Here is a 26215-nt window from a genome sequence, read left to right as displayed (position 1 = left end):
GAGCTATCCGCTACAGCAGGAGAGTCAGGACCACCCAGGTCACCAACGCCGACGGCAGAAGTGAGTCGAGCCGGTCCATGATTCCGCCGTGACCGGGTAGCAGGGTGCCCATGTCCTTGATGCCGAGGTCGCGCTTGAACTGGGATTCGACGAGGTCGCCGGTGGTTGCGACGATCACCATCAGCGGCCCGAGCGCCAGACCGACCCACCAGTGAGTGTCGAGCAGCCACACTGAACAGCAGACGGCCCCCACGGCGCCGAACAGGATCGAGCCGCCGAAACCCTCCCACGACTTCTTCGGGCTGATCGCGGGCGCCATCGGGTGCTTGCCGAACAGCACACCCGCCGCATAGCCGCCGACGTCCGAGCACACCACGACGATGATCATCGTGAAGACTCGATACCTCCCGAGGTCTTCGGTCACCATCACGGTCGCGAACGACGCGAGCATCGGAAGCCACGCCAGGACCAGCACCGACAAGGACAGATCGCGGACATAGTTCTGCGGGGCGTCGTGCAGGCCCTGCGCGAACAGCTTCCAGACCATCATCACCAGAACGGTGACCGCGAATGCGACGAACGACCCCTTGGTCCCCCACGGCCACGACGACCAGATGACGGCTTGGCCGCCGACGAGCAACGGCCAGAACGCGATGTCGAACCCGCCGTCCCGCAGCCGCTTGCTCACCTCCCAGCTGGCGATGCCCAGCGCGACCGCGACGACGCCGATCCAGGCCATCGGGACGAGCGCCAGAACTGCGATCAGCATCGCGCCGAGGCCGACGCCGACTCCGATCGCGGCTGGCAGGTTGCGTCCGGCCTTGGACGTCGTCGGTGTCGTCATACCTCGAGCAGCTCGGCTTCCTTGTTCTTGACGAGGACGTCGACCGAATCGGTGTACGTGTGCGTCGTCTTGTCGAGCTCCTTCTCGGCGCGGACCACCTCGTCCTCGCCGGCTTCGCCGTCCTTCTGGATGCGCTTGAGCTCGTCCGCGGCCTTGCGGCGCACGTTGCGGATGGCGACCTTGGCGTCCTCGCCCTTGTTGCGAGCCTGCTTCACGAGCTCCTTGCGGCGCTCCTCGGTGAGCTGCGGGATCGCGACGCGGATGACGTTGCCGTCGTTGGTCGGGTTCACACCGAGGTCCGAATTACGGATCGCGGTCTCGATGTCGTTCATCGTCGATGCCTCGTACGGCTTGATGACGACGAGTCGTGGCTCCGGCGTGTTGATGCTCGCCACCTGCGTGATCGGAGTGCGGGCGCCGTAGTACTCGATGGCGACTTTGTTGAACATCGCGGGGTTGGCGCGGCCGGTGCGGATGGAGGCCATGTCGTCACGCACGTGGGTGACGGCCTTCTCCATCTTCTCTTCGGCGTCGAGCAGAGCTTCGTCGATCATTGTCGAATGTTCCTTCGTCGAGTCTTGCGAAAGTGGTGGTCTGTGGTCGGCTAGCTGCTGACCAGCGTGCCGATCTTCTCGCCCGCGACCGCACGTGCGATGTTGCCTCGTTCGAGCAGGTTGAACACGAGAATCGGCATGTTGTTGTCCATGCAGAGGCTGAAAGCGGTCGCGTCGGCCACCTTGAGCTCTTTCTCGATGGCCTCACGATGTGTGATGTGGTCGTACATGGTCGCGTCGGGGTTGGTGCGGGGATCGTCCGAGTAGACGCCGTCGACGGCCTTCGCCATCAGGACGGCTTCGGCCTTGATCTCGAGTGCACGCTGCGCGGCCGTCGTGTCGGTGGAGAAGTACGGCATGCCCATACCCGCACCGAAGATCACCACGCGGCCCTTCTCGAGGTGACGCACCGCGCGCAGCGGCAGATACGGCTCGGCGACCTGCCCCATCGTGATGGCCGTCTGGACACGAGTGGTGATGCCGCGCTTCTCGAGGAAGTCCTGCAGCGCCAGGCAGTTCATCACGGTGCCGAGCATGCCCATGTAGTCCGAACGGGACCGGTCCAGCCCACGCTGCTGCAGCTCCGCACCGCGGAAGAAGTTGCCACCGCCGATCACGATGCCCACCTGGACACCCGATTCGACGACCTCGGCGATCTGATCGGCGATCATGGCGACCACGTCGGGATCGAGACCCACTCCACCGCCGCCGCCGAACATCTCGCCACCCAGCTTCAGCAGCACCCGACTGAAACCCTCGCGTCCGTCTTCGTTGACACCGGCGTCGCTCATCTTTTCCTTCGCTGAAGAAGTGGACACAATCTTCTCTATCTTAGGGCACGCACGAACCCGGCCCCGGGCCCGCTGAGATTCAGCGGATCCGGGGCCGGATCGTCAAACGTGGGTCAGTCGACTAGGACTGGCCGACCTCGAAGCGCGAGAACGCGACGACAGCCGCACCGGCCTCGTCGAGGACGGCCTTGACCGTCTTCTTCGAGTCGGTGACCGATGCCTGGTCCACGAGGACGACGTCCTTGTAGTAACCGTTGACGCGACCTTCGACGATCTTCGGCAGGGCCTGCTCCGGCTTGCCTTCGGCCTTGGCGGTCTCCTCGGCGACGTGGCGCTCCTGCGCGACGATCTCCGCGGGAACCTCGTCACGGCTGGCGTACTTGGCCTTCAGCGCAGCGACCTGCATGGCGGCGCCACGGGCAGCCTCGGCTGCGGCGTCGCCCTCACCGGTGAACTGGACGAGAACGCCGACGCTCGGCGGCAGGTCCGACGCACGCTTGTGCAGGTAGACGGCCACCTGGCCGTCGTATGCGGCGACGCGGCGGAGGACCAGCTTCTCGCCGATCTTGGCCGAGAGAGCCTCGACTGCCTCGGCGACCGTGCCCGAACCGAGCGGTGCGGCGAGCAGCGCGTCGACGTCGTTGGTGCGCAGCTCAGCAGCGGCGCCGAGGACGTCGTCGGCCAGCTTCTGGAACTCGTCGTTCTTGGCGACGAAGTCGGTCTCGCTGTTGATCTCGATCATCACGCCGTCACGAGCGGCGACCAGGCCCTCGGCCGTCGAACGCTCTGCGCGCTTGCCGACGTCCTTGGCGCCCTTGATGCGGAGCTCTTCGACAGCCTTGTCGAAGTCACCGTCGTTGTTGGCAAGAGCGTTCTTGCAGTCGAGCATGCCCGAACCGGTCAGTTCGCGCAGACGCTTCACGTCCGCAGCGGTGTAGTTCGCCATTGAGGCGAGCCCCTTTCGTAAAGTTTTGTGTCGGTGTGAGGCGAGCGGCCCCGCCGCGGACTCATGTCCGGGGCGGGGTCACTACGCCACAGACTTATTCTGCAGCCGGAGCGGCGGCAGAGTCGGCCGAAGCCTCCGCGGGCGCGGCGGCCTCAGCCGGTGCGGCGGCCTCAGCCGGTGCGGTCGCCTCGGCGAGCAGATCCTGCTCCCACTCGGCGAGCGGCTCTGCGCCTGCCTCGGGCTTGGCGTCTGCCGCACCCTGGCCTGCACGTGCCTGCACACCCTCGGCCACTGCCGAAGCGATGACGCGCGTCAGGAGAGCAGCGCTGCGGATCGCATCGTCGTTGGCCGGGATCGGGTAATCGACGACGTCGGGATCGCAGTTGGTGTCCAGGATCGCGATGACCGGGATGTTCAGCTTGCGAGCCTCGCCGACGGCGATGTGCTCCTTGTTGGTGTCGACGACCCACATGGCCGAGGGGACCTTGGCCATGTCGCGAATGCCGCCGAGGGTACGAGCGAGCTTGTTCTTCTCACGCGTGAGCATGAGGATTTCCTTCTTGGTGCGACCCTCGAAGCCACCGGTCTGCTCCATGGCCTCGAGCTCCTTCATACGCTGAAGGCGCTTGTGCACGGTCTGGAAGTTGGTGAGCATGCCACCGAGCCAGCGCTGGTTCACGTACGGCATGCCGACGCGCGTCGCCTCTGCGGCGATCGACTCCTGCGCCTGCTTCTTGGTGCCGACGAAGAGGATGGTGCCGCCGTGGGCGACGGTCTCCTTGACGAACTCGTAGGCGCGGTCGATGAACGACAGCGTCTGCTGCAGGTCGATGATGTAGATGCCGTTGCGGTCGGTGAAGATGAAACGCTTCATCTTCGGGTTCCAGCGACGGGTCTGATGTCCGAAGTGTGCGCCGCTGTCAAGCAGCTGCTTCATGGTCACGACAGCCATGAATGGGTCCTCTCTCGCAGTTTGACGTCGGGCCCACGTTTTGGGTCCGACCCTGGCGCCCGCCGCCGTCAGAGCACCCGGACTTCTCTGTAGTCCAGGACCGCGCTCTGCGGCACTTCTTCACTCCCCTTGCGGGGACGTCACGCGGGCGCGCGAAGTCACCCGGGCATACCCGAGTGCGTCGGCCAGACTACTCCGATCCGCTTCGACCAGGCAAATCCCGATCTGTCTGGTCTCACGGCGGCGCGTTGTGGAACCGCTCTCCGGCGCGGCGCGTCTGACCTTGTATGCGAGGACGTTGTATGCGAGGACGCCGTGTAATTGCTTGTCTGATCGCCGCTGTCGTGGTCGGCGCGACAGCCGCCGGGTCGGCCGGATCCCGCGTGCAGTCGCAGTACAACTGGCCGTTGGCGCCTCGCCCGTCGGTGACTCGGGGGTTCGACCCGCCCGAACGGCACTGGGAGTCCGGTCATCGAGGTGTGGACCTCGCCTCACCTGCGGATGCGGCGGTACTGGCGGCGCGGGCCGGAACGGTGCAGTTCGCCGGCCCAGTCGGCGGCAGGCCGGTGATCTCGATCCTGCACGCCGACGGCGTCACCACCACCTATGAGCCCGTCACGCCCAGGGTGAGGCGGGGTGATCCGGTGGGTCGCGGCGAAGTGATCGGAGTTCTTCTCGCGGGCCATCCCGACTGTTCTGCCGCCGCGTGCCTGCACTGGGGTGCTCGACGAGGCGACGGCCATGATGCCGACTATCTGAATCCCCTCGGACTGTTGGGCGTCCTGCGTGTACGACTGAAGCCGCTCACGCCCGAGGATGGGCTTGATCGTGCACCGCCCGGAGCCGCTCGACGCTGACGTGGGTGTACAACTGCGTGGTCGCGAGCGACGAGTGTCCCAGCAGTTCCTGGACCACCCGCAGATCCGCGCCCCCTTCCAACAGATGGGTCGCGGCACTGTGGCGCAGTCCGTGCGGACCGATCGAGCCGCCGTCACCGTCGTCCGTCGCTTTGTGCACAACACTGCGCGCCATCCGCTGGTCCAACCGTCCACCTTTCACGCCGAGCAACAGGGCGTCCTTCGACGCCGTTGTCGCCAGCGCCGGACGTCCGGTCCGCAGCCACGCACGGAGCGCCGCCTCCGCGGGCGCACCGTAGGGCACGGTGCGCTGTTTGTCGCCCTTACCGATCACGCGGAGCACCCTGCGGTCGGCGTCGACGTCGGCGAGATCGAGTCCGCAGAGCTCTCCGACGCGGATACCGCTCGAGTAGAGGAGTTCCACGATCAGCCGATCGCGCAGTGCGACGGGATCTGTCTGATCAGGATCCCCGCCGACGGCCGCGGCCGCCTCTTCTGGGGCGAGGACGTGCGGGAGGGTCCGATGCGCCTTGGGCGCCTGGAGTCGTTGGGCCGGATTCGATGCGAGGACACCTTCGCGGACGGCCCAGGCGCAGAAGGTCTTGGCCGACGACACCTGCCGGGCGATGCTCGACCGCGCGGCGCCTCGCCGGGTGTGTTCGGCGAGCCAGGCGCGCAGCAACGGCAGGTCGACGTCGGTCGCTTCCACTCCGCGGGCGCCCGCGAAGGCGATCAGGCCACGGACGTCACCGACGTACGCGCGAATCGTGTGCTCGCTTCGTGCCATCTCGTACCGCAGGTGATCTGCGAACCTCTCGAGGACGTCGGCCATAGCGCAAGAATAGGTCAGGTCGCGGAGGGTGCCTCGGCGGCGCGCTGCTCGGCCTTCCACTGGCGGAAACCCTCTTCCGTGCGTCCGCGGCGCCAGTAGCCGGAGATCGACGCCGCGCGTTTTGCACTCACGCCCCGCTCTTTCCGGACGTACGGACGCAGGTTCTTCATCACGGCCTGCGCTTCGCCATGGATGAACACCTGCGGCTCGCCATCGAGCCACTCGGCGGCCGTGACCGCGGCGATGATCGGGGCGTTGTCACCGGCGAGCTCTTCCGGCGCCTCGTTCGATCCCGAACCGCGGTGCACCCAATTGATCTCGGCGCCTGCGGGCGCAGCGAGATCCATCTCGTCTCCCGGCCCTGCGACCTCGATGAACACCCTCGCGACCGCGTCCGAAGGAAGCGCTTCGAGGGCCGCGGCGAGGGCGGGCAGGCCGGCCTCATCGGACACCAACAGATGCCACGGCGCGTCGGCGTCCGGCGCATAGCCGCTGCCGGGACCGAGGAAGGTCACCGTCTCCCCCGGCTGCACAGACGCGGCCCACGGACCTGCTATGCCCTCGTCTCCGTGAACCACGAAGTCGATGGCGATCTCTCGCGCCTGCTCGTTGTTGTGGCGGACGGTGTATGTACGGAGCACCGGGTCGTCCTGGCCGTCGACGGCGAACATGATCTTGACGTACATGTCGGTGTCGCCGGTGGCCAGGAAATCGTCATATCCGTCGCCGCCGAGCCACACGCGGCGCATGTGCGGGGTCAGATCCTCCGACCGCAGGACCGTCATCGTGTTCTGTCGCTTCGCCATGAAGCACCTCCAAAGATCAATGAGAACTAATTTAGGACAGCCTAACAAACAGATCGGTCCACCGACCGACGATCGTCGTCGGCCTGGTGTAGAACGAGGACTATGAGCGTCGACTTCTACAGTGCCCCGCCAACGTACTCCGTGCCAGCAGACTGGAAGCTGTCCGACGACGACCGCGAGTATCTGACCGATCAGACGTGGCAGCTCGTCCTCCGCGCAACCGTCGACGTCGAGGAGTACCTCGAACTCTTCGAGGAGGAGTTGGACACCGCGGGCGTCTCCGAGGAGACGGCGACCGCCTTCTTCGAATCGGTCATCGATCAGCGTCGCAACCAGCAGTCGTCGTGGGGCGACGTCCCCACGTCACGCCTGACCGAGGCATTCGACGAACTCGCGACGATCGGCGTCGTAGCTCGCGAGGACTTCACATGCTGCGGGACCTGTGGCAGTTCTGAGATCTTCGATGAACGCGACGACTCCCGCGACTGGCGTGGCTACGTCTTCTATCACTCGCAGGACACCGACGGCATCTTCGACAGCAGGCAGACGTACCTCGGCTACGGCGCGTTCCTACCCGCCTACTTCACCGAGGAGCAGTGGGTCGCGTTCTCCGACGCCCAGAAGGACACCGAGTACGAACGGATCGTTCGGGACCTCATGGCCGAGGTCCGCACGGTGCTCGAGCGCCACGACATCGCGGTGGAGTGGTCCGGCGACCTTGCGGTGCGGATCCGGCTCGATAACGTCGACTACATCGCCATGATGCCGACTGCGAGCTGAGCAGGCATGCCCCGAGCTCTGCACGCGGTGACAGTCCTACTGGCGGCTGTGGGTGCCGGCGCATGCTCCGCCGACGACCCGCCCGGCACCGTGACCGTCGAGCTGCGGTCGGCCCGCGACAGCTACCACGCGGGAACCGCTCCGACGTTGACGTTGGCCGTCCACAACAACTCCGAGGCGGCATGCGCCGTCCCCAAACACGGAATCGGCAGTCTAAGAGTGGTGTCCGTCCATCGTGACGGGGTCGACGTGCCGAGTACGTCACGAGCGATCCCGACGTTCGCCCCAGCCGTGGACGCCGTCCGCGCGGCGCTGGTCGACCTCGTCCCCGAGCAGTCTCAGGCACTCGACATCGAGGTGGACGGCGGAACCGGTTCCCCGGCGTCGATCCGCAGCCATACTGTCGCGGCGCCCGGCGGTATGACGGCGACGATCTGGCCGGTCACCGAGCGTGGTCGCTACCGCGTCACCGCCGCCCTGGAGATTCCACCGCGCGCAGCACGGCCCGACCGAGCACCGCTGTGCGCACCGGCCGACTCGGCGTCGGTCGAATTCACCGTGAAATGAACAGTTGCGATCCGGTCACCTCCGCAATCGCCAGAGGCCGCGGTCCTCGTCGACCAGACCCGCGACGTCCAAGCCGGCGAGCGCACGACGCACCGCGTCGACCTGCAGCCCCGAACTGAACGCGATCTCGTCGATAGAGACGCCGTCGTGCGCGGGGATCGCGTCGATCACTCGGAACTGATCTCGAGGCAGTCCGTCAGTGGACCGCGTCGGTGCGGGCCCTCGAGGGTCCTCGCCGTCGGGCGCGACGAGTGTCGCCACCGCGTCGACGTCGGCCACGAGCGTCGCCTGGCCGTCGGCGATCATCGCGTGCGTCCCGACAGACGTCGCGCTGGTGATCGACCCCGGCACCGCGCCGAGCGGTCGGCCCAGCCGGGTCGCCCATGCCGCGGTGTTCGTCGCTCCCGAACGGCGCCCGGCCTCCACGACGACTGTGGCCCCAGACAGCGCCGCGACCAACCGATTCCGTGTCAGGAACCGATGTTTGGCCGCGGTGGTCCCGGGCGGGTACTCGGAGATGATGAGGCCCCGCGACGCGATCTCATCCAGTAGTCGGGCGTGTCCGCTCGGATACGTCCTGTCGATCCCGCAGGCGAGGACCGCCACCGTGGCACCACCCGCGGCGAGCGAGCCTCGGTGGGCCGCTCCGTCGATGCCGTACGCGCCGCCCGACACGACCGCTCTCCCCTGGGCGGCCAGCCCGGACGCGAACTGCCCGGCGACGTACTCCCCGTACGACGTCGCTGCGCGGGATCCGACCAGAGCCACCGCCGTGTCGCCCAACATGTCCAGTGGCGCCCGGCCACGAACCCACAGGGCGAGCGGCGCACCGCCGCGCGCAGCGGTCGACGCCCGATCGAGCGCAGACAACGACCATGCCGGCCACTCGGCGTCGTCCGGTGTGAGCAGCCGTGCCCCGATCGTGTCGCAGGCCGCCAGGTCCTCGTCGACGGTCGTGATCATGTGCCTCGCTTCCGTCACCTCGATCACGCCGGCATGCCCGGGCGGAACCGACCGCGCCCGGATTGCGGCGGCCGCATCGACCGGTCCGATTGCGGCGACGAGCCGGATGACTGATGCCGCCGGTGGTTCGGCCACACTCGCCAGATACGCCCAAGCGCGCCGTTCGGTTTCATCGTGTGTGGTCATCTGCCGTTTCCCCGGTCGCGGTACATGAGGGCTTGAGCGACGTCGTCCGCTTCCGGGGACGTCCCTCCTCGAAGATCGGTCAATGTCCACGCCAACCGCAGAGCGCGATCCGCACCGCGTGCGGTGATCCGCCCCTCACGCAGGAACGCCTCGATCGGGCGCATCGTCTCCGGCGGCAACCGGTACTCCCGTCGAAGCGCGCTACCCGGCACTTCGGCATTGGTCAGCCAACCGTGGTCGCGCCACCGGTCCCGGGCGGCAGCACGCGCTGTCGCCACTCGCGAACCCACGAGCGCACTCGACTCCCCCTGCTCGGTCATCAGCGCGGTGTTGCCCGGCGGTTCCATCTGAACCCGGATGTCGATCCGATCCATCAGCGGACCGGACAGTTTCCCGAGGTAACGTCGGCGCACGACGGACGTGCACACGCAGTCGACGTCGTTCACGGGAGCACACGGACACGGATTGGCCGCGAGGATCAGTTGAAACCGCGCTGGGTAGACGGCCGTCCCGTCGCGCCGCGCGACCCGCACGATGCCCTCTTCCACCGGTTGCCGCAGCGAATCGAGCACCTTGGCGCCCATCTCCGCACACTCGTCGAGGAACAGCACTCCCCTGTGCGCTCGAGACACCGCCCCTGGCCGGGCCATCCCGGTGCCGCCCCCGAGCAGCGACGTGATGCTCGCACTGTGATGCGGTGCCACGAACGGTGGCACCACAACAAGCGGCCTTTGCGGAGGCAGGATCCCGGCCACCGAGTGAATCGCGGTGACCTCCAACGATTCCGCGTGATCGAGCTCGGGGAGGATCCCCGGCAGCCTGCATGCGAGCATCGTCTTCCCGATGCCCGGCGGGCCGGTCATCAGGATGTGGTGGGCGCCCGCGGCCGCCACCTCGAGCGCATGCCGAGCGGCGGGCTGGCCGACGACGTCGGTCATGTCCGGAACGGCGGGAGCCGTCGAGGGGCCGGGCCCGTCCGTGACGGTGTCGAGCACGAGGTTTCCGGCCATCCATGCGATCACGTCCGAAAGCGAGCACGCCCCTCCGACCTCGATGCCTTCGACGAGAGCCGCCTCGGCGACATTGTCGATCGGCACGACGGCCCTGGTGAATCCGGCGTCCCGCGCACCGAGCAGCAGCGGCAGCACACCGCGCGTCGAGCGCAGACGCCCGTCCAATGCGAGTTCCCCGATCATCACCGTGCCCGGCAGCAGCGTCGTCGGAGCCTGCCCGGTTGCGACCAACACCGCGACGGCCATGGCCAGATCGAACCCGGCCCCCGACTTGGGGAGGTTCGCCGGCGCGAGCGCCACCGTCAGCCTCTTCTCCGGAAACTTCAGAGCGCTGTTGTTGACGGCGGCCCGAACGCGCTCCTTGGCCTCCCGCAGCGACGTGTCGGTGCTGCCGCTGATGTAGAAGCCCGGGAGTCCGCTGCTGATGTTGGCCTGGACCTCGACCACGTCGGCCGCGAACGCGTTCAGTCCGACCGAGTGGACCCGGCCCAGGTCGGTCACTGCGCCGGTCATTCGACGATTCCCCGGTGATGAGCGATCGTCGCCCGTTCCAGGTCCTCGGGATCGCCGATGTCCAAGCGGATCGAGACGATGTCGAACCGGATCACCGGCCAGAAGTCGGACTGCTCCGCCAACCACTGCCTGGTGACGAGCCGCATCGTCCGCAGCTTCTGCGGTGTCACCGCCGCCACTGGGTCGACGAATGTCCGACTGGCTCGTGTCTTCACCTCGACGACGATCAACGTGCGACCGTCCGCCGCGATGAGATCGAGCTCTCCGTACCGTGTCCGCCAGTTGCGGGCCAGCACCTGCCACCCGAGCCCGCTGATGTATTCGGCGGCAACATCTTCGCCGAGTCGACCTATTTGTCCACGCCGGTCCCGGCGTCCTGCGTTCTCCCCCATGCGCAGAGAATGGCCCCGCCCACCGACAACAGCCAGAGGGTTTCGATCAAACCGGGAGAACTGTGGACTTCCCCGTCGGTGTCCACAGATTCACCTGCGCAGATGCACGCTCAGATCACGGTTCGTCGGGAAGACGAAGCTCCGACCGCTCGAGTTCTTCGATGTTCACGTCCTTGAACGTGACGACACGGACCTGCTTGACGAAGCGCGCCGGGCGGTACATGTCCCACACCCAGGCGTCGGTCATGTGGATCTCGAAATACACTTCGCCGTCGTTGCTCCGCGGAATGAGATCAACGCCGTTTGCAAGGTAGAAACGACGCTCGGTCTCCACCACGTAGGTGAACTGGCCGACGATGTCCTTGTACTCCTTGTACAGAGACAGCTCCATCTCGGCTTCGTACTTCTCGAGGTCCTCCGTGCTCATCATGCAAGCCTATCGCGGACGTTCCGGTACGAGAGTCGGTGCTCCGCCGAGGGGCCGAGAGCGTCGAGTCGCGACATGTGGTGGGCGGTGCTGTACCCCTTGTGAACCGCGAAATCGTAGCCGGGCACGCTCGCATCGAGGTCGGCCATGATCCGGTCGCGGGTCACCTTGGCGAGGATCGATGCCGCCGCGATGCACGCGGCGTTCGCGTCCCCGCCGATCACTGGAAGGGACGGCATCGGCAGCCCCGGCACCCCGAACCCGTCCGACAGGACGTATCCCGGCCGTACGTCGAGTCCTGCGACTGCCCGTCGCATCCCTTCGATGTTCGCCACGTGCACGCCGATGCGGTCCACTTCAGGAGCGTCGACGATCACCACGCAGCTCGCCACCGCGTGGCGTTGAACGGCGTCGAACAGTCGCTCGCGAGTGGACTCGCTCAGTCGTTTGGAGTCGTCGAGATCGGCGAGGGACTTGAGCTGAGACGTGCCGAGGACGCACGCCGCAACGACGAGGGGGCCGGCGCACGCCCCACGACCCGCCTCGTCGACACCGGCGACCGGCCCCAACCGATGGCGTGCCAGGGTGAATTCGAGAGTGCGCAGCGACGCGGCCTTGCGGACCGGCGAACGCGGCGGCCAACGATCCGTTCGAGACATCAGCCCTGCGGGTTCACCGAGCCGACGCCGCCGAAGCGCGAGAACGGGTACAAGATGAACCGCACCTTGCCGCGGATGTCCGAGACGGGGACAGTGCCCTGAAGCTCGTCATCGACGTGCGCACGCGAATCGGCCGAGTTCGAGCGGTTGTCACCCATCACCCACACGTTGCCGTCGGGCACCTTGATCGGCCCGAAGTCCGAGCCGTAGCAGCTTCCGCCGCCGAGCGCTCCGTCGGTCTCGGTACTGGTGTTCACCTGCATGCTCTTGTCGATGTACGGCTCGTCGAGCGGCTTGCCGTTCACGGTGACGCCCTTGCCGTCGGCGTTGGTGCACTGCACCGTCTGGCCGCCGACCGCGATCACACGCTTGACCAGGTTGTTCTCATCCGGTGGAGCCAGGGAGAACCACGAGAGGACGTCCTGGATCTTGTGAACAACCGCGTTGGACGACCGCGGGGACACCCACGTTCCGTCCCATGAGCTGGTCGGCGCCTTGAACACGACGACGTCGCCCGGCTCGGGGTCGCTGAAGTGGTACACCAACTTGTCGACGACGATCCGGTCGTTGCTGCACCCCGTGCAACCCATCAGGGTCGGTTCCATCGATTCCGACGGCACCACGTACTGCCGGAAGAAGAACTGGGTGAACAGGAACATCAGACCGAGAACGATCGCGACGATGATCGCGATCTCGCGGAGGAATCTCCCCGACTTCTTCGGCGCGTCGTCCTCTGTCTCGTCTTTGATGACGAACTTCGGTTCGCCTGCCGCGTCAGCGCCGGGAGCGGTCTCGTCGCCGTTCGTCTTGTCGTCGTCCACCCCGACAGCCTAATGCAGAACGGCCCCGGTCCGATCCACCGCGTGTGCGGTGAACCGGCCGGGGCCGGATGCGAGAAGTCGCCCGAAGGCGATACTTCAGCGCTTCTCCTTGATCTTGGCCTTCTTGCCACGCAGGTCGCGCAGGTAGTACAGCTTGGCGCGACGGACGTCACCACGGCTGAGGACGTCGATCTTCGCGATGTTCGGGCTGTGAACCGGGAAGGTACGCTCCACACCGACACCGAACGACACCTTGCGGACGGTGAAGGTCTCACCGATGCCGCCGCCCTGGCGACGGATCACGGCGCCCTTGAACACCTGGATGCGCTCCTTCGAGCCCTCGATGACCTTGACGTGAACGTCGAGGGTGTCGCCGGGGCCGAATTCGGGGACGTCGTCGCGGAGCGACTGCTTGTCGAGGAAGTCGAGGGTGTTCATTGTGGAGTCCATTCGTTCAGCAGGACAGAGGAACCTGGTGGCCCGCTCCGCAGCGAGTGCGGAAGGATCGACCGGTTCGTGCCCGAATCATTGGTCTTCGTGCGCTGCGCAGCCGAGAACCTCGGCGTCGACAGGCAACCTGACACATTCTGCCAGAAGTCGGCCGCGGAGCGAAATCGATCCGCGTCACGGTGCCGATGTCGGGTCGTCCGAAGAATCGGGCTCGTCGTCGGCTGTCGGAGGCTCAGGCGGCGCGAGGACGGCGGGTGTGACCAACTGCTGTTCCCCCAGGAGAAGCTCACCTTCCGATGTCGACCGCAGGTACTCCGCGGGTCGGCGGGTCTGACCGTCACGCGATCTGGTTGCCGCCGGCGCCACGGGCTGCGCTCCACCTGGTCCAGTGCGCGACTGACTGCTGTTCACAGGTCCGGGCTGGGCCTGCGGTGTGGCCCCTGGGGGCGGAACGACCCGCGCCACCGGCGAACCAGGCGAAGACGCAGTTCCCACCGGTGGAGCGGGCGTCGGGGCGAGCAGAACTCTCAACGGCACAGCGGTGCCGGGAACGGCGGCGGAGGGGCGCAGCGTTGATGTGACGCCTGGGGCAACACGAGCCGCCGGGGCCGCAGGGCCTGGACCGCCTGGAGGACCCGCACGCGTGACGGCGGGATCAGACGGCGCAGCTCCCGGCGGCACGGCCGGAGTCCGAGTCGGCGCGGGAGTCGTGTTCGAGGGTGCACCCTGCGGCGACATCGCTGGTGACGGTCCACCGCGCGGACCACCTCCGTTGACGATGACGCCCGCAGGTCCGGGTGGGTACGACTGGTCGGGGCCGGCAGGTCGGAGGACAACAGGGTCGACACCTGCCGCGACAATCGGCATTCCCAACGTCGCGGTGGCGCTCGACGACACCTCCGGCGCACCTGCCGGCCGGATTTCCATTGCCCGCGACACCGTCATGGGTTCGTTGTAGGTCCCGACCATCAGTGAGTGGACGGCGCCGACGACAGATCCCCGCAGACCCGGGATGTTCATGATCGGGGCCAACGCCGCGACCCGCCCCCGGACCCCCTCACTCGCCGCCAACACACCTGAGACATCGGAGAGAACTGAGGCCGCGGGCTCGAGGTCCGTGACCGAGGCGCTGATCCGTTCGGCCAGCGATTGCCCTGCGTCGGACGCACTCTCCGTGGTCACGCCCAGGAGCCCTTCCGCCGGCGCGAAGGCCGCGCGTAGACCCGCCGCGACGCTTTCGACTGCCGAGACGATCCTGGCGAGTTCGGCGGCGTCTGAAGCAGCCGAAGCAGAGCTCATCGTGTCGATGCGCGCGAGAGTCGTCGCGATGTCGGTCCACACAGTTCCCACACAAGGTCAGACGCACCACGCCGATGTTCGGTTCCGCGACACACCGACCGACGCGACGATTCAGCCTTCGTCGGGAAGAAGATCCGGCCGTCGACGTCGTGTGCGGTCCAACGACTGCTCGCGCCGCCACGCGGCGACCTTCCCGTGATCGCCAGACAGCAGGACCGGCGGGACTTCGAGGTCACGCCACATTTTGGGACGGGTGTAACTGGGGCCTTCGAGCAGCCCGTCGGAGAACGAGTCCTCCTGATGCGACTGCGGATTGCCGAGCACACCGGGCATCAGACGGGTGGTCGCCTCGACCATCGCGAGGACCGCGACCTCACCGCCGATGAGGACGAAGTCGCCGAGCGACACCTCCTCCACACGGACGCGGCGCGCGGCGTCGTCGAAGACCCGCTGGTCGATGCCCTCGTACCGGCCGCAAGCGAACACCAGATGCTTCTCTGCGCTCCAACGCTGTGCAGTCGCCTGCGTGAACGGCACACCCGCGGGTGTCGGCACGACGAGGAGCGCGTCGTCGGGGCACACCTCGTCGAGGGCTTCGCCCCAGACCTGCGGTTTCATGACCATTCCCGGTCCCCCACCGTACGGCGCGTCGTCCACGCTGTGGTGAACGTCGTACGTCCATTGCCGCAGGTCATGGATGCCGAACTCGAGTAGCCCGGCATCGACCGCCTTACCGAGCAGAGCGGCTTTCAACGGTTCGAGGTACTCGGGGAAGATGGTGACGACATCGATTCTCATGGTCGACTCGCCGTCAGTCCCTCTCTGACACGGCTGTGTCGAGGTCGATCAGACCTTCAGGCGGATCGATCTCGATGCGCTCACGCGTGACTGTCGGGACCATCTGGCGGACGAACGGGACGAGCACCTCGCGGCCGTCGTCTGTCCGGATCGCGAGGACGTCTCCACCCGGGAGATGCAGGATCGAGGTCAACGTGCCGACCGGATCGCCCGCGACGGTCGAGACCGCGACGCCCTCGAGTTCATGGTCGTAGAACTCGTCCGGATCGTCTCCTGAGTCGACGTCAGCAGCATCGATCACGAACAGAGTTCCCCGCAGCGCGTCGGCTGCGGTTCGATCGGCGACACCTTTCAGGGACAGCAACAGCCGCCCGGAGTGATTCCGGGCGGCTGTCACCACGTATTCGGTGTCGCCTGCGCCCTTCGGTGCACGCCCGACCAGGCGTGCGCCTACGGCGAAACGCGTCTGCGGGTCGTCGGTGCGGACATCAACGACGAGTTCACCGCGAACGCCATGCGTCTTGACGACGCGGCCGACGACGAGATCCATGTATGCGGACTCGTCAGCGGTCGGTGTCGACGATGTCGACACGCATGCCGCGGCCGCCGATTCCGGCGACCAGGGTGCGCAGAGCGGTGGCGGTGCGACCGTTGCGGCCGATCACCTTGCCGAGGTCTTCGGGGCTCACGTGGACCTCGACCATGCGGCCGCGACGGCCGGTGATCAGGTCGACGCGAACGTCGTCCGGGTTGGAGACGATCCCGCGGACCAGGTGCTCGACTGCGTCAGCGACGACAGTGCTCACGCGTCGGCCTTGTCCTCGCCTGCGTCAGCAGCTGCGGCCTCGGCCGGCGCCTCGTCGGCCTTCTTGGCCTTCTTCTTGGCGGTGGTGGCGGCAGCGACCGGCTCGTTCTCTGCAGCGGCGAGCGCAGCGTTGAACAGGTCCTGCTTGCTCGGCTTCGGCTCGGCGACCTTCAGGGTGCCCTCTGCGCCCGGCAGGCCCTTGAACTTCTGCCAGTCACCGGTGACCTTCAGGAGTGCTGCGACCGGCTCGGTCGGCTGTGCGCCGACGCTCAGCCAGTGCTGTGCGCGATCGGAATCGATCTCGATCAGCGACGGCTCTTCCTTCGGGTGGTACTTGCCGATGGTCTCGATGACGCGACCGTTGCGGCGGGTGCGAGCGTCGGCGACGACGATGCGGTACTGGGGGTTGCGGATCTTGCCGAGCCGCGTGAGCTTGATCTTGACAGCCATGATTGGCTCTCCATTCGTCACAGCGCAATTCAGCGACCCACCACGTCGGCGGGCCCGGTTTTGCGATCTCTTCTGGGGTGACCGCCGGTCGGCCGTGGCCGGCTCCGGCGAACCAGCTGTCCATTCTGCCAGATCCGGCGTCACGCACCCAAACCGGTGGTCGAGAACTGTCTCCAGGTACCGTTTCACCAGACACATCGACGGCCGACCGGGCTGCCGAACAACCGCCGGAGACCCGCCTCAACCATGCTGCACGCACTGTCGCTCGCGTTCGTCGACTCGGTCAACGTCCTTCTGATCGGCGTGCTCGTGACGCTCGCGATGATGCTCGCGCCCGGCAGTTACCGACGCATCGTTCCCCTGTTGCTGATCGGCGACTGGCTCGGCGTGTTTGTACTGTCGGTATTGGTGATGCTGGTGTTCGACGGCCTGAAACCACTGGTCGACGCCGTGTTGAACTCACCGACCTTCGGCATTCTGCTGATCCTGACCGGTGTGCTGACCGCGTACTTGACGTGGCGTGGCGGCGATTCGTCCGGCCTGATGGAGAAGATCCTCACTCCCCTGCGATCGCCGTCGCCGCTGACTCTGGTGGTCGGCTTTGTCCTCGGCGTGGTGCAGTCGGCGACATCCGCGCCGTTCTACGCGGGTCTGGCGGTGCTGTCCGCCGCCGATTTCCCGACTGTCGAGCGCTACATCGGCGTGTTCTTGTACGCGACGGTGGCGTTGAGTCTGCCGTTTCTCACCGGCCTGGCTCTCGTCGCCGTCCGCGCCCGCCCACATTGGTGGATCGGCCGGGTCTTCGCCTACGGTCGCCGGAACCAGGAGTCTGTGGCCCGCGCTGCCGGCTGGTTTGTGACTGTGTTGCTGATTGTGATCGGCATCGCGCAGATCGTTCAGCAAGCGTAGGACCTAGGCGGGTATCTTCTCGCCACCGCACACGATGTGGAGCGGGCGGCGGAGGGTTGCGAGATCCTCTGCGGGATCGGAGTCGAGCACCAAGAAGTCGGCACGAGCGCCGTCGACGATCCCGGGGGCCCCGAGCCAGTCGCGTGGGGCTGTTGATGCGGCGGCGAGAGCCTGGAGAGGGCTGAATCCGATGCTCGTCAGCGCTTCCACCTCGTCGACGATCCGACCGTGTTTGATGGTGCCACCCGCGTCGGTGCCTGCGTAGATCCGGACCCCGGCCTCGCGGGCCCGAGCGAAGACCTCGTGACGACCGGCATGCAGGGACAGCATGTTCTGCTTGTACTTCGGGAAACGATCGGCGCCCGCGGCGATCTCCGGGAAGGTCTCCAGCTGAATCAGCGTCGGGACCAGAGCGATGTCCCGTTCCACGAGTTGATCGATCAAGCCCTCATCCAGACCGGTGCCGTGCTCAATGGAGTCGAAGCCTGCGGAGATGATGTCCGGGAGCGCTTCGGCACCGAAGACGTGGGCGGTGATGCGTGCGCCGTTGGCATGCGCGGCCTCGACCGCGGCGTCGAGCTGTTCCCGCGACCACAGCGGTGCGAGATCGCCGACCTCGCGGTCGATCCAATCACCGACGAGCTTCACCCAGCCGTCTCCCGCCCCCGCTTGTACAGCCACTTCGGCGGCGAGCTGGTCGGGATCGTCCAGTTCCACGCCGTAGTCGCGCAGGTACCGCTTGGGTCGGGCGATGTGCTTGCCCGAGCGCAGGAATCGCGGGCCGTGTGCGTCGGCGTCGAGCGGGTGGGTGTCGACGGGCGAGCCGACCTCGCGAATCAGCATGGTGCCGGCGCGCAGGTCTTGCGCGGCGAGTTCTCGCGCCCGTTCGATGGTCACGCCGAGTCCGGGTGCGATCCCCACGTGGTTGTGGGCGTCGACCAGACCGGGAACGATCCAGCCACGCGCGACCGCCACGTTGGCGCCCTTGATCGGTTCGGCCGACACGACGCCGTCGTGCATCCAGAACCGAATCGGTTCACCGGTGAACGGGTCTGTGCCGTTGAACTCGAGGGGCGCATTCATGGGCTGCGTGAACCTACTTCTTCGGGAACTTCAGGTTGTTGAGGTCGAGGCCCTCCAGCCCCGGGGGCAGTTCGTCGAGCCCGGGCGGCATGTTCGACAGGTCGAGGCCGGGCGGCATCCCCATGCCCGGAGGCATGCCGGGGAAACCTCCCCCGCGCATCGCCTTCGGCGGCGTCGGTCCGCGTCCGCCCTTGCCCTTGCGACCCTTGGCGCCCTTCTTGCCCTTGCGCTGATTCTTACGCATTCCGCCGCCACCCATCATGCGGCCGGACATCTGCGACATCATCTTGCGGGCCGCGAAGAAGCGGTCCACGAGCTGGTTCACGTCGGTCACGGTGACGCCCGATCCCTTGGCGATTCGGATGCGGCGTGAGGCGTTGATGATCTTCGGGTTGTCGCGCTCGGCCGGCGTCATACCGCGAATGATCGCCTGGATCTTGTCGAGCTGCTTGTCGTCGACCTGTGACAGCGCGTCCTTCATGTCGCCGGCACCGGGCAGCATGCCCAGGAGGTTGCCGATCGGACCCATCTTCCGGATCATCAGCATCTGCTGGAGGAAGTCGTCGAGCGTGAGTTCGCCCTGGCTGATCTTCTCCGCCGTGCGCTGTGCCTCGGCCTCGTCGAAGTGCTGTTCGGCCTGCTCGATGAGCGAGAGGACGTCGCCCATGCCGAGGATTCGGCTGGCCATGCGATCCGGGTGGAAGACGTCGAAGTCTTCGAGCTTCTCACCGGTCGACGCGAACATGATCGGGCGTCCGGTGATCTCACGCACCGAGAGGGCCGCACCGCCTCGGGCGTCGCCGTCGAGCTTGGTGAGGACGACGCCGGTGAAGTCGACGCCCTCGGCGAACGCCTGCGCCGTGCTGACTGCGTCCTGGCCGATCATCGAGTCGAGCACGAACAGGACTTCGTCCGGATTCGTGGCGTCGCGGATGTCGGACGCCTGGCGCATCAGCTCGGCGTCGATGCCGAGGCGACCGGCCGTGTCGATGATGACCACGTCGTGCTGTCTTGCCTTGGCCTCTGCTACACCGGCCTGCGCCACCTGCACCGGATCACCGGAGCTGACGCCGAGTGCGCCTTCACCGCCGACCGAGGTTCCGGGATGCGGGGCGAACACCGGCACACCGGCGCGCTCGCCCACGATCTGGAGCTGCTGGACGGCGCCCGGACGCTGAAGGTCGCAGGCGACGAGCATCGGGGTGTGACCCTGGCCCGACAGCCACTTGGCCAGCTTGCCCGCGAGCGTCGTCTTTCCGGCGCCCTGCAGACCCGCCAGCATGATGACGGTCGGCGGAGTCTTCGCCAGCTGCACCCGCCGGGTCTCCCCGCCCAGAATGGCAACGAGCTCCTCGTTGACGATCTTGACGATCTGCTGCGCGGGGTTCAGCGCCGCGGAGACCTCAGCACCCTTGGCGCGTTCCTTGACGTTCGCGATGAACGTGCGGACCACGGGCAGCGAGACGTCGGCCTCGAGAAGGGCGAGTCTGATCTCGCGCGCGGTCGCGTCGATGTCGGAGTCGGTGAGACGACCCTTGCCGCGCAGGTCCTTCAGGGCGCCTGTCAACCGGTCGGAGAGGGATTCGAACATTCCTCTATCCTTCCATGCCGAGTCGAGTGTCTGCCTCCCGGATCAGATCAGCCGTTGCCTCGAAGACGAGCAACGGGTCAGGCGCCGAGCCGCAAACGAGGTTCTCAACGACAAACGAGGCATGCATGCATGCCTCGTTTGTCGTTTGGCGCCTCGTTTGCCGGACCTGACCTAGGGTCGGCTCCTGCACACCGCGAGAACAGCCGCCGCGACACGTTCACGGGTCGCGGGACTGTCGTCCGGGAGAACGACGCAGAAGGTGTCGACCGCAGTCGCACCCATGGTCGCGACAGTCGCCCAGACGACGTCGACATCACAACGATCGAGTTCCGCGCTCACCCGTGCGAGGAGCCCCTCGTCGTCGTGCGCTCGGAGTTCGAGGAGCTGCCGCTCCTTCTCCGGGCTTCGGAGCCAGGCGGCACGCGGGGGCGGAGTCGTCCGAGCTGTCGGCACGGCCGCAGAGCCGACACCGACCGGAGGCTTCCGGTCAGCGATCCGCTTGGCCAGCGTCTCGTGCACGTCTAGATTTCCGGACACTGCGGCGACGAGCCTCTGCCGAAGCAACTGTGCGTCCGGAGCACTGCCGAACGTCGGCATCACTACAAACGAGTCGACCGCCGACCCGGCGTGTGTTCGGACCGAGGCCGAATGCGCCTGCAGCCCCGCTAGTGCGAGCACACCGGCCATCGTCGCCAGCATTCCGGGGCTGTCGGGCGCGACCATGGTCACGACAGTCATGTTCGGCCCATCGCCGGGTGCCGTGTGGACCCGGACGCCACCCTCCTCGGCGAGAGCTCGGACGTCGTCGGCGATCGGTTCCGGAGTCGGAACCGGTCGACCACCGAGATGATCGACAACCCGCTCCACCAGTCCCCCGATGAGTGACGCCTTCCATTCGTTCCAGACGCCTGGTCCGGTGGCCCGCGAATCGGCCTCGGCAAGCGCGCCGAGCAGTTCGACGAGCACCCGATCGCCTCCGACCTGGTCGGCCACCCACTCGATCGTCGCGGGCTCGCTGACATCGCGGCGAGTCACGACCGAGGGAAGGAGAAGGTGCAGGCGCACCATCTCGACGAGCAGGTTCCGGTCGTCCGGCCACAGGCCCATACGGTCTGCGATCGGGCCGATGAGCTCGGCTCCGACCACACTGTGGTCACCGCCGCGCCCTTTGCCGATGTCGTGGAAGAGCGCACCGAGGAGCAGGAGGTCCGGACGCGAGACGCTCGTGGTGAGCGCTCCAGCGTATGCGGCGGTCTCCAGCAGATGCCGATCGACGGTCCACGTGTGGATCGCATCGCGCGGCGGCAGGTCACGGACGACCGGCCACTCGGGCACGATCTTCTCCCACAACCCTGTCGCATCGAGCGCCTCGACCGGTGCGATCAGTTCGTGCCCCGACGCGAGCAGAACGAGCAGATCCGACAAGTTCTCACCCGACCACGGCTCCGGAATCGGAGAACCGAAGTTGGCGAGCCGTTCGAGGACCGCGCCGTTCATCGGAAGCCGATTCCGAGCGGAGGCGCTGGCGACGCGCAACACCAGGCCGGGATCGGAACTGGGCGTGGCGGTCTTCGCCAGCACCACTTCGCTGTCGTGTTCCACTACTCCCTCGTCGAGAGGTTTGCGGATCGGATTTCGGCGAAAACGCGACAGCCCTCGTCGGCCCACCGCGTTGGTCGCGGTACGGAAGCCCGTGTCCACGGCGTACGACGTGGTCCTCGCCGCCCCGCTGATGATGCGGGCGAGATCGAACCTGTCACCGACGCCGAGTCCAGCGGCGATTTCGTCTGCGTCCTGGGCTCTCACCTGGTCACGAGCACGGCCCGCCACCACGTGCAGTTCGGTTCGGACCGCCAACAGGTCACCGTATGCGGTCCGCAGTGGCGATTCCGCTCGACCCGGGTCGAGACGACCGAGGCCGTCGGTGAGATGAGCGAACGCGAGCGCGTCGAGCAGTTGGACGTCGCGCAGTCCTCCCCTGCCGTTCTTCAGATCCGGCTCGGCCCGGTGTGCGATCTCGCCGGTCCGCTCCCACCGCGCCTTAGCGGCGTCGATCACTTCGGGCAGGCGCATTCTCGCCTCGGCACGCCACAAGTTCCGGACCGAGGAGATCAGGAGTGCCGCGAGGTCGGCGTCACCTGCGATGAACCGGGCGTCGAGCAGTCCGAGGGCGGCCGTGACATCCTCGCGCGCCACCTTCATGGCCTCGGGTACCGACCGGACACTGTGATCGAGCTTGATCCCGGCGTCCCAGATCGGATACCAGAGCCCATCCGCGACATCGGCGAGCCGATCGCGGTGCCGGTCGTCGTGAACCAGGATCAGGTCCAGGTCGGAGTATCCGACCATCTCCCGACGTCCGAGGCTGCCGACTGCGACAACGGCGAAGCCGCTCCCCTCGACAACGCCGAGTTCCGCTGCACGCGCGGCGATCCATTCTTCGGCCCGGTCTGCGAGAGCGTCCCGCAGAGCCTGTCCGTGAAGATCGCCGGCGCGCAGCAGCACTCGGCGTGCCGCGACGAACGACTCCGCGCTAGATCGCGTCGGGTCCGCGTTCACCGGTGCGCACCCGGATGATCGACTCGACGGGAGTCACCCACACCTTGCCGTCGCCGATCTTGCCCGTCCGGGCCGCTTCGACGATGGTCTCGGTGACCTGATCGAGCACGTCGTCGTCCACGATGACCTCGACGCGGACCTTCGGCACGAAGTCCACGGCGTACTCGGCGCCACGGTAGACCTCGGTGTGCCCCTTCTGACGTCCATAGCCCTGGACTTCACTGACCGTCATGCCGACGATGCCGATCTGTTCCAGTGCGGCCTTCACGTCTTCCAAGGTGAACGGCTTGACGATTGCGGTGACCAGCTTCATGAATAGACCTTTCCCTGAGATTTCGAGCCTACGGCGCGACGTTCGGGCCGTGACGGCCTGTTCGGTCGACTACGTCGTCTCATATGCACTCTCCGCGTGCTCCGCAGAGTCGATTCCGACGAACTCCGCCTCGTCGTCCACGCGCCAGCCGAGTGGCTTGAGGGCGTAGCCGATCACGGCGGTGAGCACTGCAGTGAACAGTAGCGCCACAAGCGCAACCACCGTCTGCACGGCGATCTGCTTGAAGCCGTTGCCGTAGAACAGGCCGGTGTCCTTGGCCAGCAGTCCGATGCCGATCGTGCCCCACAGGCCTGCCACGAGGTGGACGCCGACGACGTCGAGCGAATCGTCGAAGCCGAACTTGTACTTCAGACCGATGGCGACTGCGGCGAGCGCACCTGCGACCAGGCCGAGAGCGATGGAGCCGATCGGTGTGAGAGCGGCGCATGCCGGCGTGATGGCGACCAGACCTGCGACGATGCCCGATGCCGCGCCGACACTTGTCGCGTGTCCGTCACGGAACCACTCGACGAGAAGCCACCCGATCATCGCTGCCGCTGTCGCGACGGTCGTGTTGACCCACACCAGTCCGGCAGTCGCGTCGGCGCCGAGTTCGGAGCCGGCGTTGAACCCGAACCAGCCGAACCACAGGAGCGCTGCGCCCAGCATCACGAACGGGATGTTGTGCGGACGGTACGACGTCTTGCCGAAGCCCTTGCGCTTGCCGACGATCAGCGCGAGCACCAGGCCCGCCATGCCGGCGTTGATGTGGACGACTGTGCCGCCCGCGAAGTCGATGGGCGCGACGGTCGCCGCACCGTCGGTGACGCCGAACATCTTCGCCGCGATGCCGTCCTCGGCACCCGAGAGTATGCCGCCGCCCCAGACCATGTGAGCGAGTGGGAAGTAGACGATCGTCGCGAACAGCCCGCTGAACACCAGCCAGGTGGTGAACTTGACGCGTTCGGCGATCGCACCGCTGATCAGAGCGACGGTGATCACCGCGAACGTCAGCTGGAACGCCAGGAAGACGATGGCCGGGATGCCGTAGTCACCCCAGACGACCACCTGGGTGGTGCCGCCGACTTCCTTGGACTGCATCAATTGGTCGGATCCGAAGAGTTCGAACGGATTCGAGAAGATGCCGAGGATGTCTTTCGAACCCGTCAACGAGTTGCCGAACGACATCGAGAATCCCCACAGGACGTAGATGATCGTGACGACGCCGAGGGCGCCGAACGACATCATCATCATGTTGAGGACCGATTTGGCGCGCGTGAGTCCTCCGTAGAAGAACGCCAGGGCCGGGGTCATCAGGAGTACGAGTCCCGCACTCGCGATCACCCAGGCGGTGTTTCCGCTGTCGATGGTTCCGAACACTGTGTCCGGCAGTGCCACATTCACTGTTGCAGGCCTCCTCACCCGTCGTCTGTCGACGTGTGAGGTAACTGTGTCGCCCGCAGGTTGCCGCTCAGCCGCGCGCGTGTTTCGTATGGGTCACGTGCGGACGGTCCACGTTTCGAGCGCGTTACATCACACTGTCACGCGATCGCGCAGGACGTGCTTGACGATCTTGCCGCTCGGATTGCGCGGAAGTGCATCCACCACCACGACTTCGCGAGGGATCTTGTAACGCGCGAGGCGGTCGGCGAGGTATCTGCGGACCTCGTCGACGCTGATGGCCTCGGTGTCCGTGGACACGCACACCGCGACCACGGTCTCGCCCCATTCGGGGTGAGGTCGACCGATGACGGCCACGTCTGCCACCCGCGGATGGCCGCGCAGGACTTCCTCCACCTCCTGAGAGTGGACGTTCTCGCCGCCGACGATGATGACGTCCTTGAGTCGGTCCACGATGTACAGGTAACCGTCGTCGTCGATACGCGCGACGTCCCCGGTCCGGAACCACGGTCCCGCGAATGCGGCGGCGGTCGCGTCCGGGTTGTCGAGGTAACCGACCATGCGCGTGTCGGCGCGCAGCCAGATCTCGCCTGTTCCGCCTGCAGTCTGGTCGACGCCGTCCGCGCCTACCACCCGCAGGTCCACGCCGTGCATCCCACCACGGCCGATCGATCCGGCTTTTGTGGTCTGTTCGTGCGGGTACAGGGCGGTGCCGACCGGTCCGGTCTCACTCATGCCGTAGACCTGGAAGAACCGGTCGCTCCGGTAGGCGTCGATGAGCCTGCGCGCGGTGTGTTCGCCGAGCGATGCGCCGCCGTACAGCCATGCGCGGACACTGGACAGGTCGTACGCCGCGAGGTCGAGTCGTCCGGCATCGGCCAGTTGAACGGGCAACAGATATGCGATCGGCGAACCGAAGAACGCGGTGATCCGTTGCCTCTGCACAGCCGGGAGGAACACTGCGGGGTCGTACTCGCGCATCAGGACGGTGGTAGCCGTCAACGAGATCATCGTGAGCAACCAATCGTTGAGCGGCGCAGCGTGCCAGATGGGCATCGCGAGCAAGAACCGCTCGTCCGGCGTGAAGCCGAGAGTGGTCGCGATGAGTGGTGCCACCGCCGACAGCCCCCGGTGGGTGTGCACACATCCCTTCGGCGAACTGGTCGTCCCAGACGTGTAGAGAATCTCCGCCGGGGTGTCTACATCGTCGTCGACGGGCCCGAGGATCGGTGTCGCAGCAGCCACGAGCGCATCGAAGTCTCCGAAGTCGGCGACCGGAGAGTCGGTGGTCAGCCAAGTGATGCCGGTTCCGAGAGTGGTCGCCACCAGGGTCCCGTCGACCACTCCGAGGATCGCTCCGCTGTGATTGATCGTGTACTCGACCTCGGGGGCGGCGAACTTGTGGTTCACCGGCACCAATGTCGCTCCGGCGAACCAGGCGCCGAACGCGGCGACTACGAACCCCGGCGTGTTGAAGGCCATGACGGCGATTCGGTGCCCTGGGCGGACACCGGCGTCGACGAAGACGGCCGCAGCGCGCCTCGACTGGTCGAGAAGCTGTCCGTAGGTGATCTCGTCCTGGTCCGCGATCAGCGCCGGTTTGTCGGCGGCGATTCGCGCCGCGCGTTCGAGGACTGCTGTCAGATGCATTGGG

29 protein-coding genes are annotated in these 26215 nt (G+C 66.6%); 4 read left to right on the top strand and 25 right to left on the bottom strand.

The features are described 5' to 3' along the window. Positions 1-10: 10 nt before the first annotated feature. From JVX90_RS06350 to rpsB, 5 genes are all read right to left on the bottom strand, one after another. Positions 11-844 carry a phosphatidate cytidylyltransferase gene (locus tag JVX90_RS06350; protein ID WP_205331554.1) on the bottom strand — a complete coding sequence of 278 codons (834 nt, stop codon included), beginning with the start codon at positions 842-844 and terminating at the stop codon, positions 11-13. Further along, positions 841-1398, bottom strand: coding sequence for a ribosome recycling factor (gene frr, locus JVX90_RS06345; RefSeq protein WP_205331553.1), 558 nt, complete (start codon positions 1396-1398; stop codon positions 841-843). Before frr ends, JVX90_RS06350 begins: the two co-directional genes overlap by 4 nt. A 50-nt stretch (positions 1399-1448) precedes the next feature. Continuing rightward, a complete protein-coding gene (gene pyrH / locus JVX90_RS06340; protein ID WP_205331552.1) occupies positions 1449-2189 on the bottom strand; it encodes a UMP kinase in 741 nt (246 codons plus the stop codon). Positions 2190-2310: 121 nt separating this feature from the next. After that, a complete protein-coding gene (gene tsf, locus JVX90_RS06335) occupies positions 2311-3135 on the bottom strand; it encodes a translation elongation factor Ts (RefSeq protein ID WP_008378427.1) in 825 nt (274 codons plus the stop codon). Positions 3136-3229: 94 nt separating this feature from the next. Continuing rightward, a complete protein-coding gene (gene rpsB, locus JVX90_RS06330; RefSeq protein WP_205331551.1) occupies positions 3230-4087 on the bottom strand; it encodes a 30S ribosomal protein S2 in 858 nt (285 codons plus the stop codon). Between the two features lie 302 nt (positions 4088-4389). Here rpsB and JVX90_RS06325 point away from each other — a divergent pair, with 302 nt between their 5' ends. Beyond that, a complete protein-coding gene (locus JVX90_RS06325) occupies positions 4390-4944 on the top strand; it encodes a M23 family metallopeptidase (RefSeq protein ID WP_240194076.1) in 555 nt (184 codons plus the stop codon). Here the strand turns inward: JVX90_RS06325 and JVX90_RS06320 are convergent. Further along, positions 4892-5776, bottom strand: coding sequence for a tyrosine recombinase XerC (locus JVX90_RS06320; protein WP_205331549.1), 885 nt, complete (start codon positions 5774-5776; stop codon positions 4892-4894). The two genes, JVX90_RS06325 and JVX90_RS06320, sit on opposite strands and share 53 nt — an antisense overlap. Positions 5777-5790: 14 nt before the next feature. Continuing rightward, positions 5791-6582, bottom strand: a complete 792-nt coding sequence (locus tag JVX90_RS06315; protein WP_205331548.1) for a siderophore-interacting protein — start codon at positions 6580-6582, stop codon at positions 5791-5793. A 141-nt stretch (positions 6583-6723) separates the two neighbouring features. Here JVX90_RS06315 and JVX90_RS06310 point away from each other — a divergent pair, with 141 nt between their 5' ends. Both JVX90_RS06310 and JVX90_RS06305 read left to right on the top strand, forming a co-directional pair. Then, positions 6724-7362 carry a hypothetical protein gene (locus JVX90_RS06310; protein ID WP_205331547.1) on the top strand — a complete coding sequence of 213 codons (639 nt, stop codon included), beginning with the start codon at positions 6724-6726 and terminating at the stop codon, positions 7360-7362. A gap of 6 nt (positions 7363-7368) precedes the next feature. Continuing rightward, a complete protein-coding gene (locus JVX90_RS06305; RefSeq protein WP_205331546.1) occupies positions 7369-7929 on the top strand; it encodes a hypothetical protein in 561 nt (186 codons plus the stop codon). 15 nt (positions 7930-7944) lie between these two features. On the opposite strand, the gene dprA is transcribed toward JVX90_RS06305, so the two are convergent. The 12 genes from dprA to rpsP form a co-directional block, all read right to left on the bottom strand. Next, on the bottom strand, positions 7945-9078 hold the full coding sequence (gene dprA / locus JVX90_RS06300; protein ID WP_205331545.1) for a DNA-processing protein DprA: 1134 nt from the start codon (positions 9076-9078) through the stop codon (positions 7945-7947). Then, entirely contained in the window at positions 9075-10604 is a 1530-nt protein-coding gene (locus tag JVX90_RS06295) for a YifB family Mg chelatase-like AAA ATPase (protein WP_205331544.1), read from the bottom strand. Before JVX90_RS06295 ends, dprA begins: the two co-directional genes overlap by 4 nt. Further along, a complete protein-coding gene (locus tag JVX90_RS06290; RefSeq protein WP_205331543.1) occupies positions 10601-10996 on the bottom strand; it encodes a YraN family protein in 396 nt (131 codons plus the stop codon). The genes JVX90_RS06295 and JVX90_RS06290 overlap by 4 nt, the downstream gene beginning before the upstream one ends. 115 nt (positions 10997-11111) lie before the next feature. Then, positions 11112-11423 (bottom strand): DUF2469 domain-containing protein, encoded by a 312-nt coding sequence (locus tag JVX90_RS06285; protein WP_040519813.1) that lies wholly within the window; start codon positions 11421-11423, stop codon positions 11112-11114. Continuing rightward, positions 11423-12082 carry a ribonuclease HII gene (locus JVX90_RS06280; protein WP_205331542.1) on the bottom strand — a complete coding sequence of 220 codons (660 nt, stop codon included), beginning with the start codon at positions 12080-12082 and terminating at the stop codon, positions 11423-11425. The genes JVX90_RS06285 and JVX90_RS06280 overlap by 1 nt, the downstream gene beginning before the upstream one ends. Then, positions 12082-12903 carry a signal peptidase I gene (gene lepB, locus JVX90_RS06275; protein WP_205331541.1) on the bottom strand — a complete coding sequence of 274 codons (822 nt, stop codon included), beginning with the start codon at positions 12901-12903 and terminating at the stop codon, positions 12082-12084. The genes JVX90_RS06280 and lepB overlap by 1 nt, the downstream gene beginning before the upstream one ends. A gap of 96 nt (positions 12904-12999) precedes the next feature. Continuing rightward, positions 13000-13341 carry a 50S ribosomal protein L19 gene (rplS, locus tag JVX90_RS06270; protein ID WP_205331540.1) on the bottom strand — a complete coding sequence of 114 codons (342 nt, stop codon included), beginning with the start codon at positions 13339-13341 and terminating at the stop codon, positions 13000-13002. A 186-nt stretch (positions 13342-13527) separates the two neighbouring features. Then, positions 13528-14694 carry a hypothetical protein gene (locus JVX90_RS06265; RefSeq protein ID WP_205331539.1) on the bottom strand — a complete coding sequence of 389 codons (1167 nt, stop codon included), beginning with the start codon at positions 14692-14694 and terminating at the stop codon, positions 13528-13530. A 69-nt stretch (positions 14695-14763) separates the two neighbouring features. Then, a complete protein-coding gene (gene trmD, locus JVX90_RS06260) occupies positions 14764-15450 on the bottom strand; it encodes a tRNA (guanosine(37)-N1)-methyltransferase TrmD (protein ID WP_205331538.1) in 687 nt (228 codons plus the stop codon). A 13-nt stretch (positions 15451-15463) separates the two neighbouring features. After that, positions 15464-16000 carry a ribosome maturation factor RimM gene (gene rimM / locus JVX90_RS06255; protein WP_205332299.1) on the bottom strand — a complete coding sequence of 179 codons (537 nt, stop codon included), beginning with the start codon at positions 15998-16000 and terminating at the stop codon, positions 15464-15466. A gap of 13 nt (positions 16001-16013) precedes the next feature. After that, entirely contained in the window at positions 16014-16256 is a 243-nt protein-coding gene (locus JVX90_RS06250) for an RNA-binding protein (RefSeq protein WP_008378397.1), read from the bottom strand. Beyond that, a complete protein-coding gene (gene rpsP, locus JVX90_RS06245) occupies positions 16253-16705 on the bottom strand; it encodes a 30S ribosomal protein S16 (RefSeq protein WP_008378396.1) in 453 nt (150 codons plus the stop codon). Before rpsP ends, JVX90_RS06250 begins: the two co-directional genes overlap by 4 nt. 246 nt (positions 16706-16951) lie before the next feature. On the opposite strand from rpsP, the gene JVX90_RS06240 reads away from it, so the two are divergent. Continuing rightward, on the top strand, positions 16952-17614 hold the full coding sequence (locus JVX90_RS06240; RefSeq protein ID WP_205331537.1) for a hypothetical protein: 663 nt from the start codon (positions 16952-16954) through the stop codon (positions 17612-17614). A 3-nt stretch (positions 17615-17617) separates the two neighbouring features. Here JVX90_RS06240 and JVX90_RS06235 read toward each other — a convergent pair whose 3' ends face one another. The 6 genes from JVX90_RS06235 to JVX90_RS06210 all read right to left on the bottom strand — a co-directional run bounded on the left by JVX90_RS06235 (position 17618) and on the right by JVX90_RS06210 (position 26211). Further along, positions 17618-18697: an amidohydrolase family protein gene (locus tag JVX90_RS06235; protein ID WP_205331536.1), complete on the bottom strand. Its 1080-nt coding sequence runs from the start codon at positions 18695-18697 to the stop codon at positions 17618-17620. A 13-nt stretch (positions 18698-18710) separates the two neighbouring features. Continuing rightward, positions 18711-20288, bottom strand: a complete 1578-nt coding sequence (ffh, locus tag JVX90_RS06230; protein WP_205331535.1) for a signal recognition particle protein — start codon at positions 20286-20288, stop codon at positions 18711-18713. A 171-nt stretch (positions 20289-20459) separates the two neighbouring features. Then, positions 20460-22847 (bottom strand): [protein-PII] uridylyltransferase, encoded by a 2388-nt coding sequence (locus tag JVX90_RS06225; RefSeq protein ID WP_205331534.1) that lies wholly within the window; start codon positions 22845-22847, stop codon positions 20460-20462. Then, on the bottom strand, positions 22822-23160 hold the full coding sequence (locus JVX90_RS06220; protein WP_008378391.1) for a P-II family nitrogen regulator: 339 nt from the start codon (positions 23158-23160) through the stop codon (positions 22822-22824). Before JVX90_RS06220 ends, JVX90_RS06225 begins: the two co-directional genes overlap by 26 nt. A 69-nt stretch (positions 23161-23229) precedes the next feature. Then, positions 23230-24564, bottom strand: coding sequence for an ammonium transporter (locus JVX90_RS06215; protein ID WP_205331533.1), 1335 nt, complete (start codon positions 24562-24564; stop codon positions 23230-23232). Positions 24565-24693: 129 nt separating this feature from the next. Then, complete coding sequence (locus JVX90_RS06210) at positions 24694-26211, bottom strand: AMP-binding protein (protein WP_205331532.1); 1518 nt, start codon at positions 26209-26211, stop codon at positions 24694-24696. Positions 26212-26215 lie beyond the last annotated feature (4 nt).

Source organism: Gordonia sp. PDNC005 (genome assembly GCF_016919385.1).
Lineage (GTDB): Bacteria > Actinomycetota > Actinomycetes > Mycobacteriales > Mycobacteriaceae > Gordonia.
This window is presented reverse-complemented; position numbering and strand designations above follow the sequence as displayed.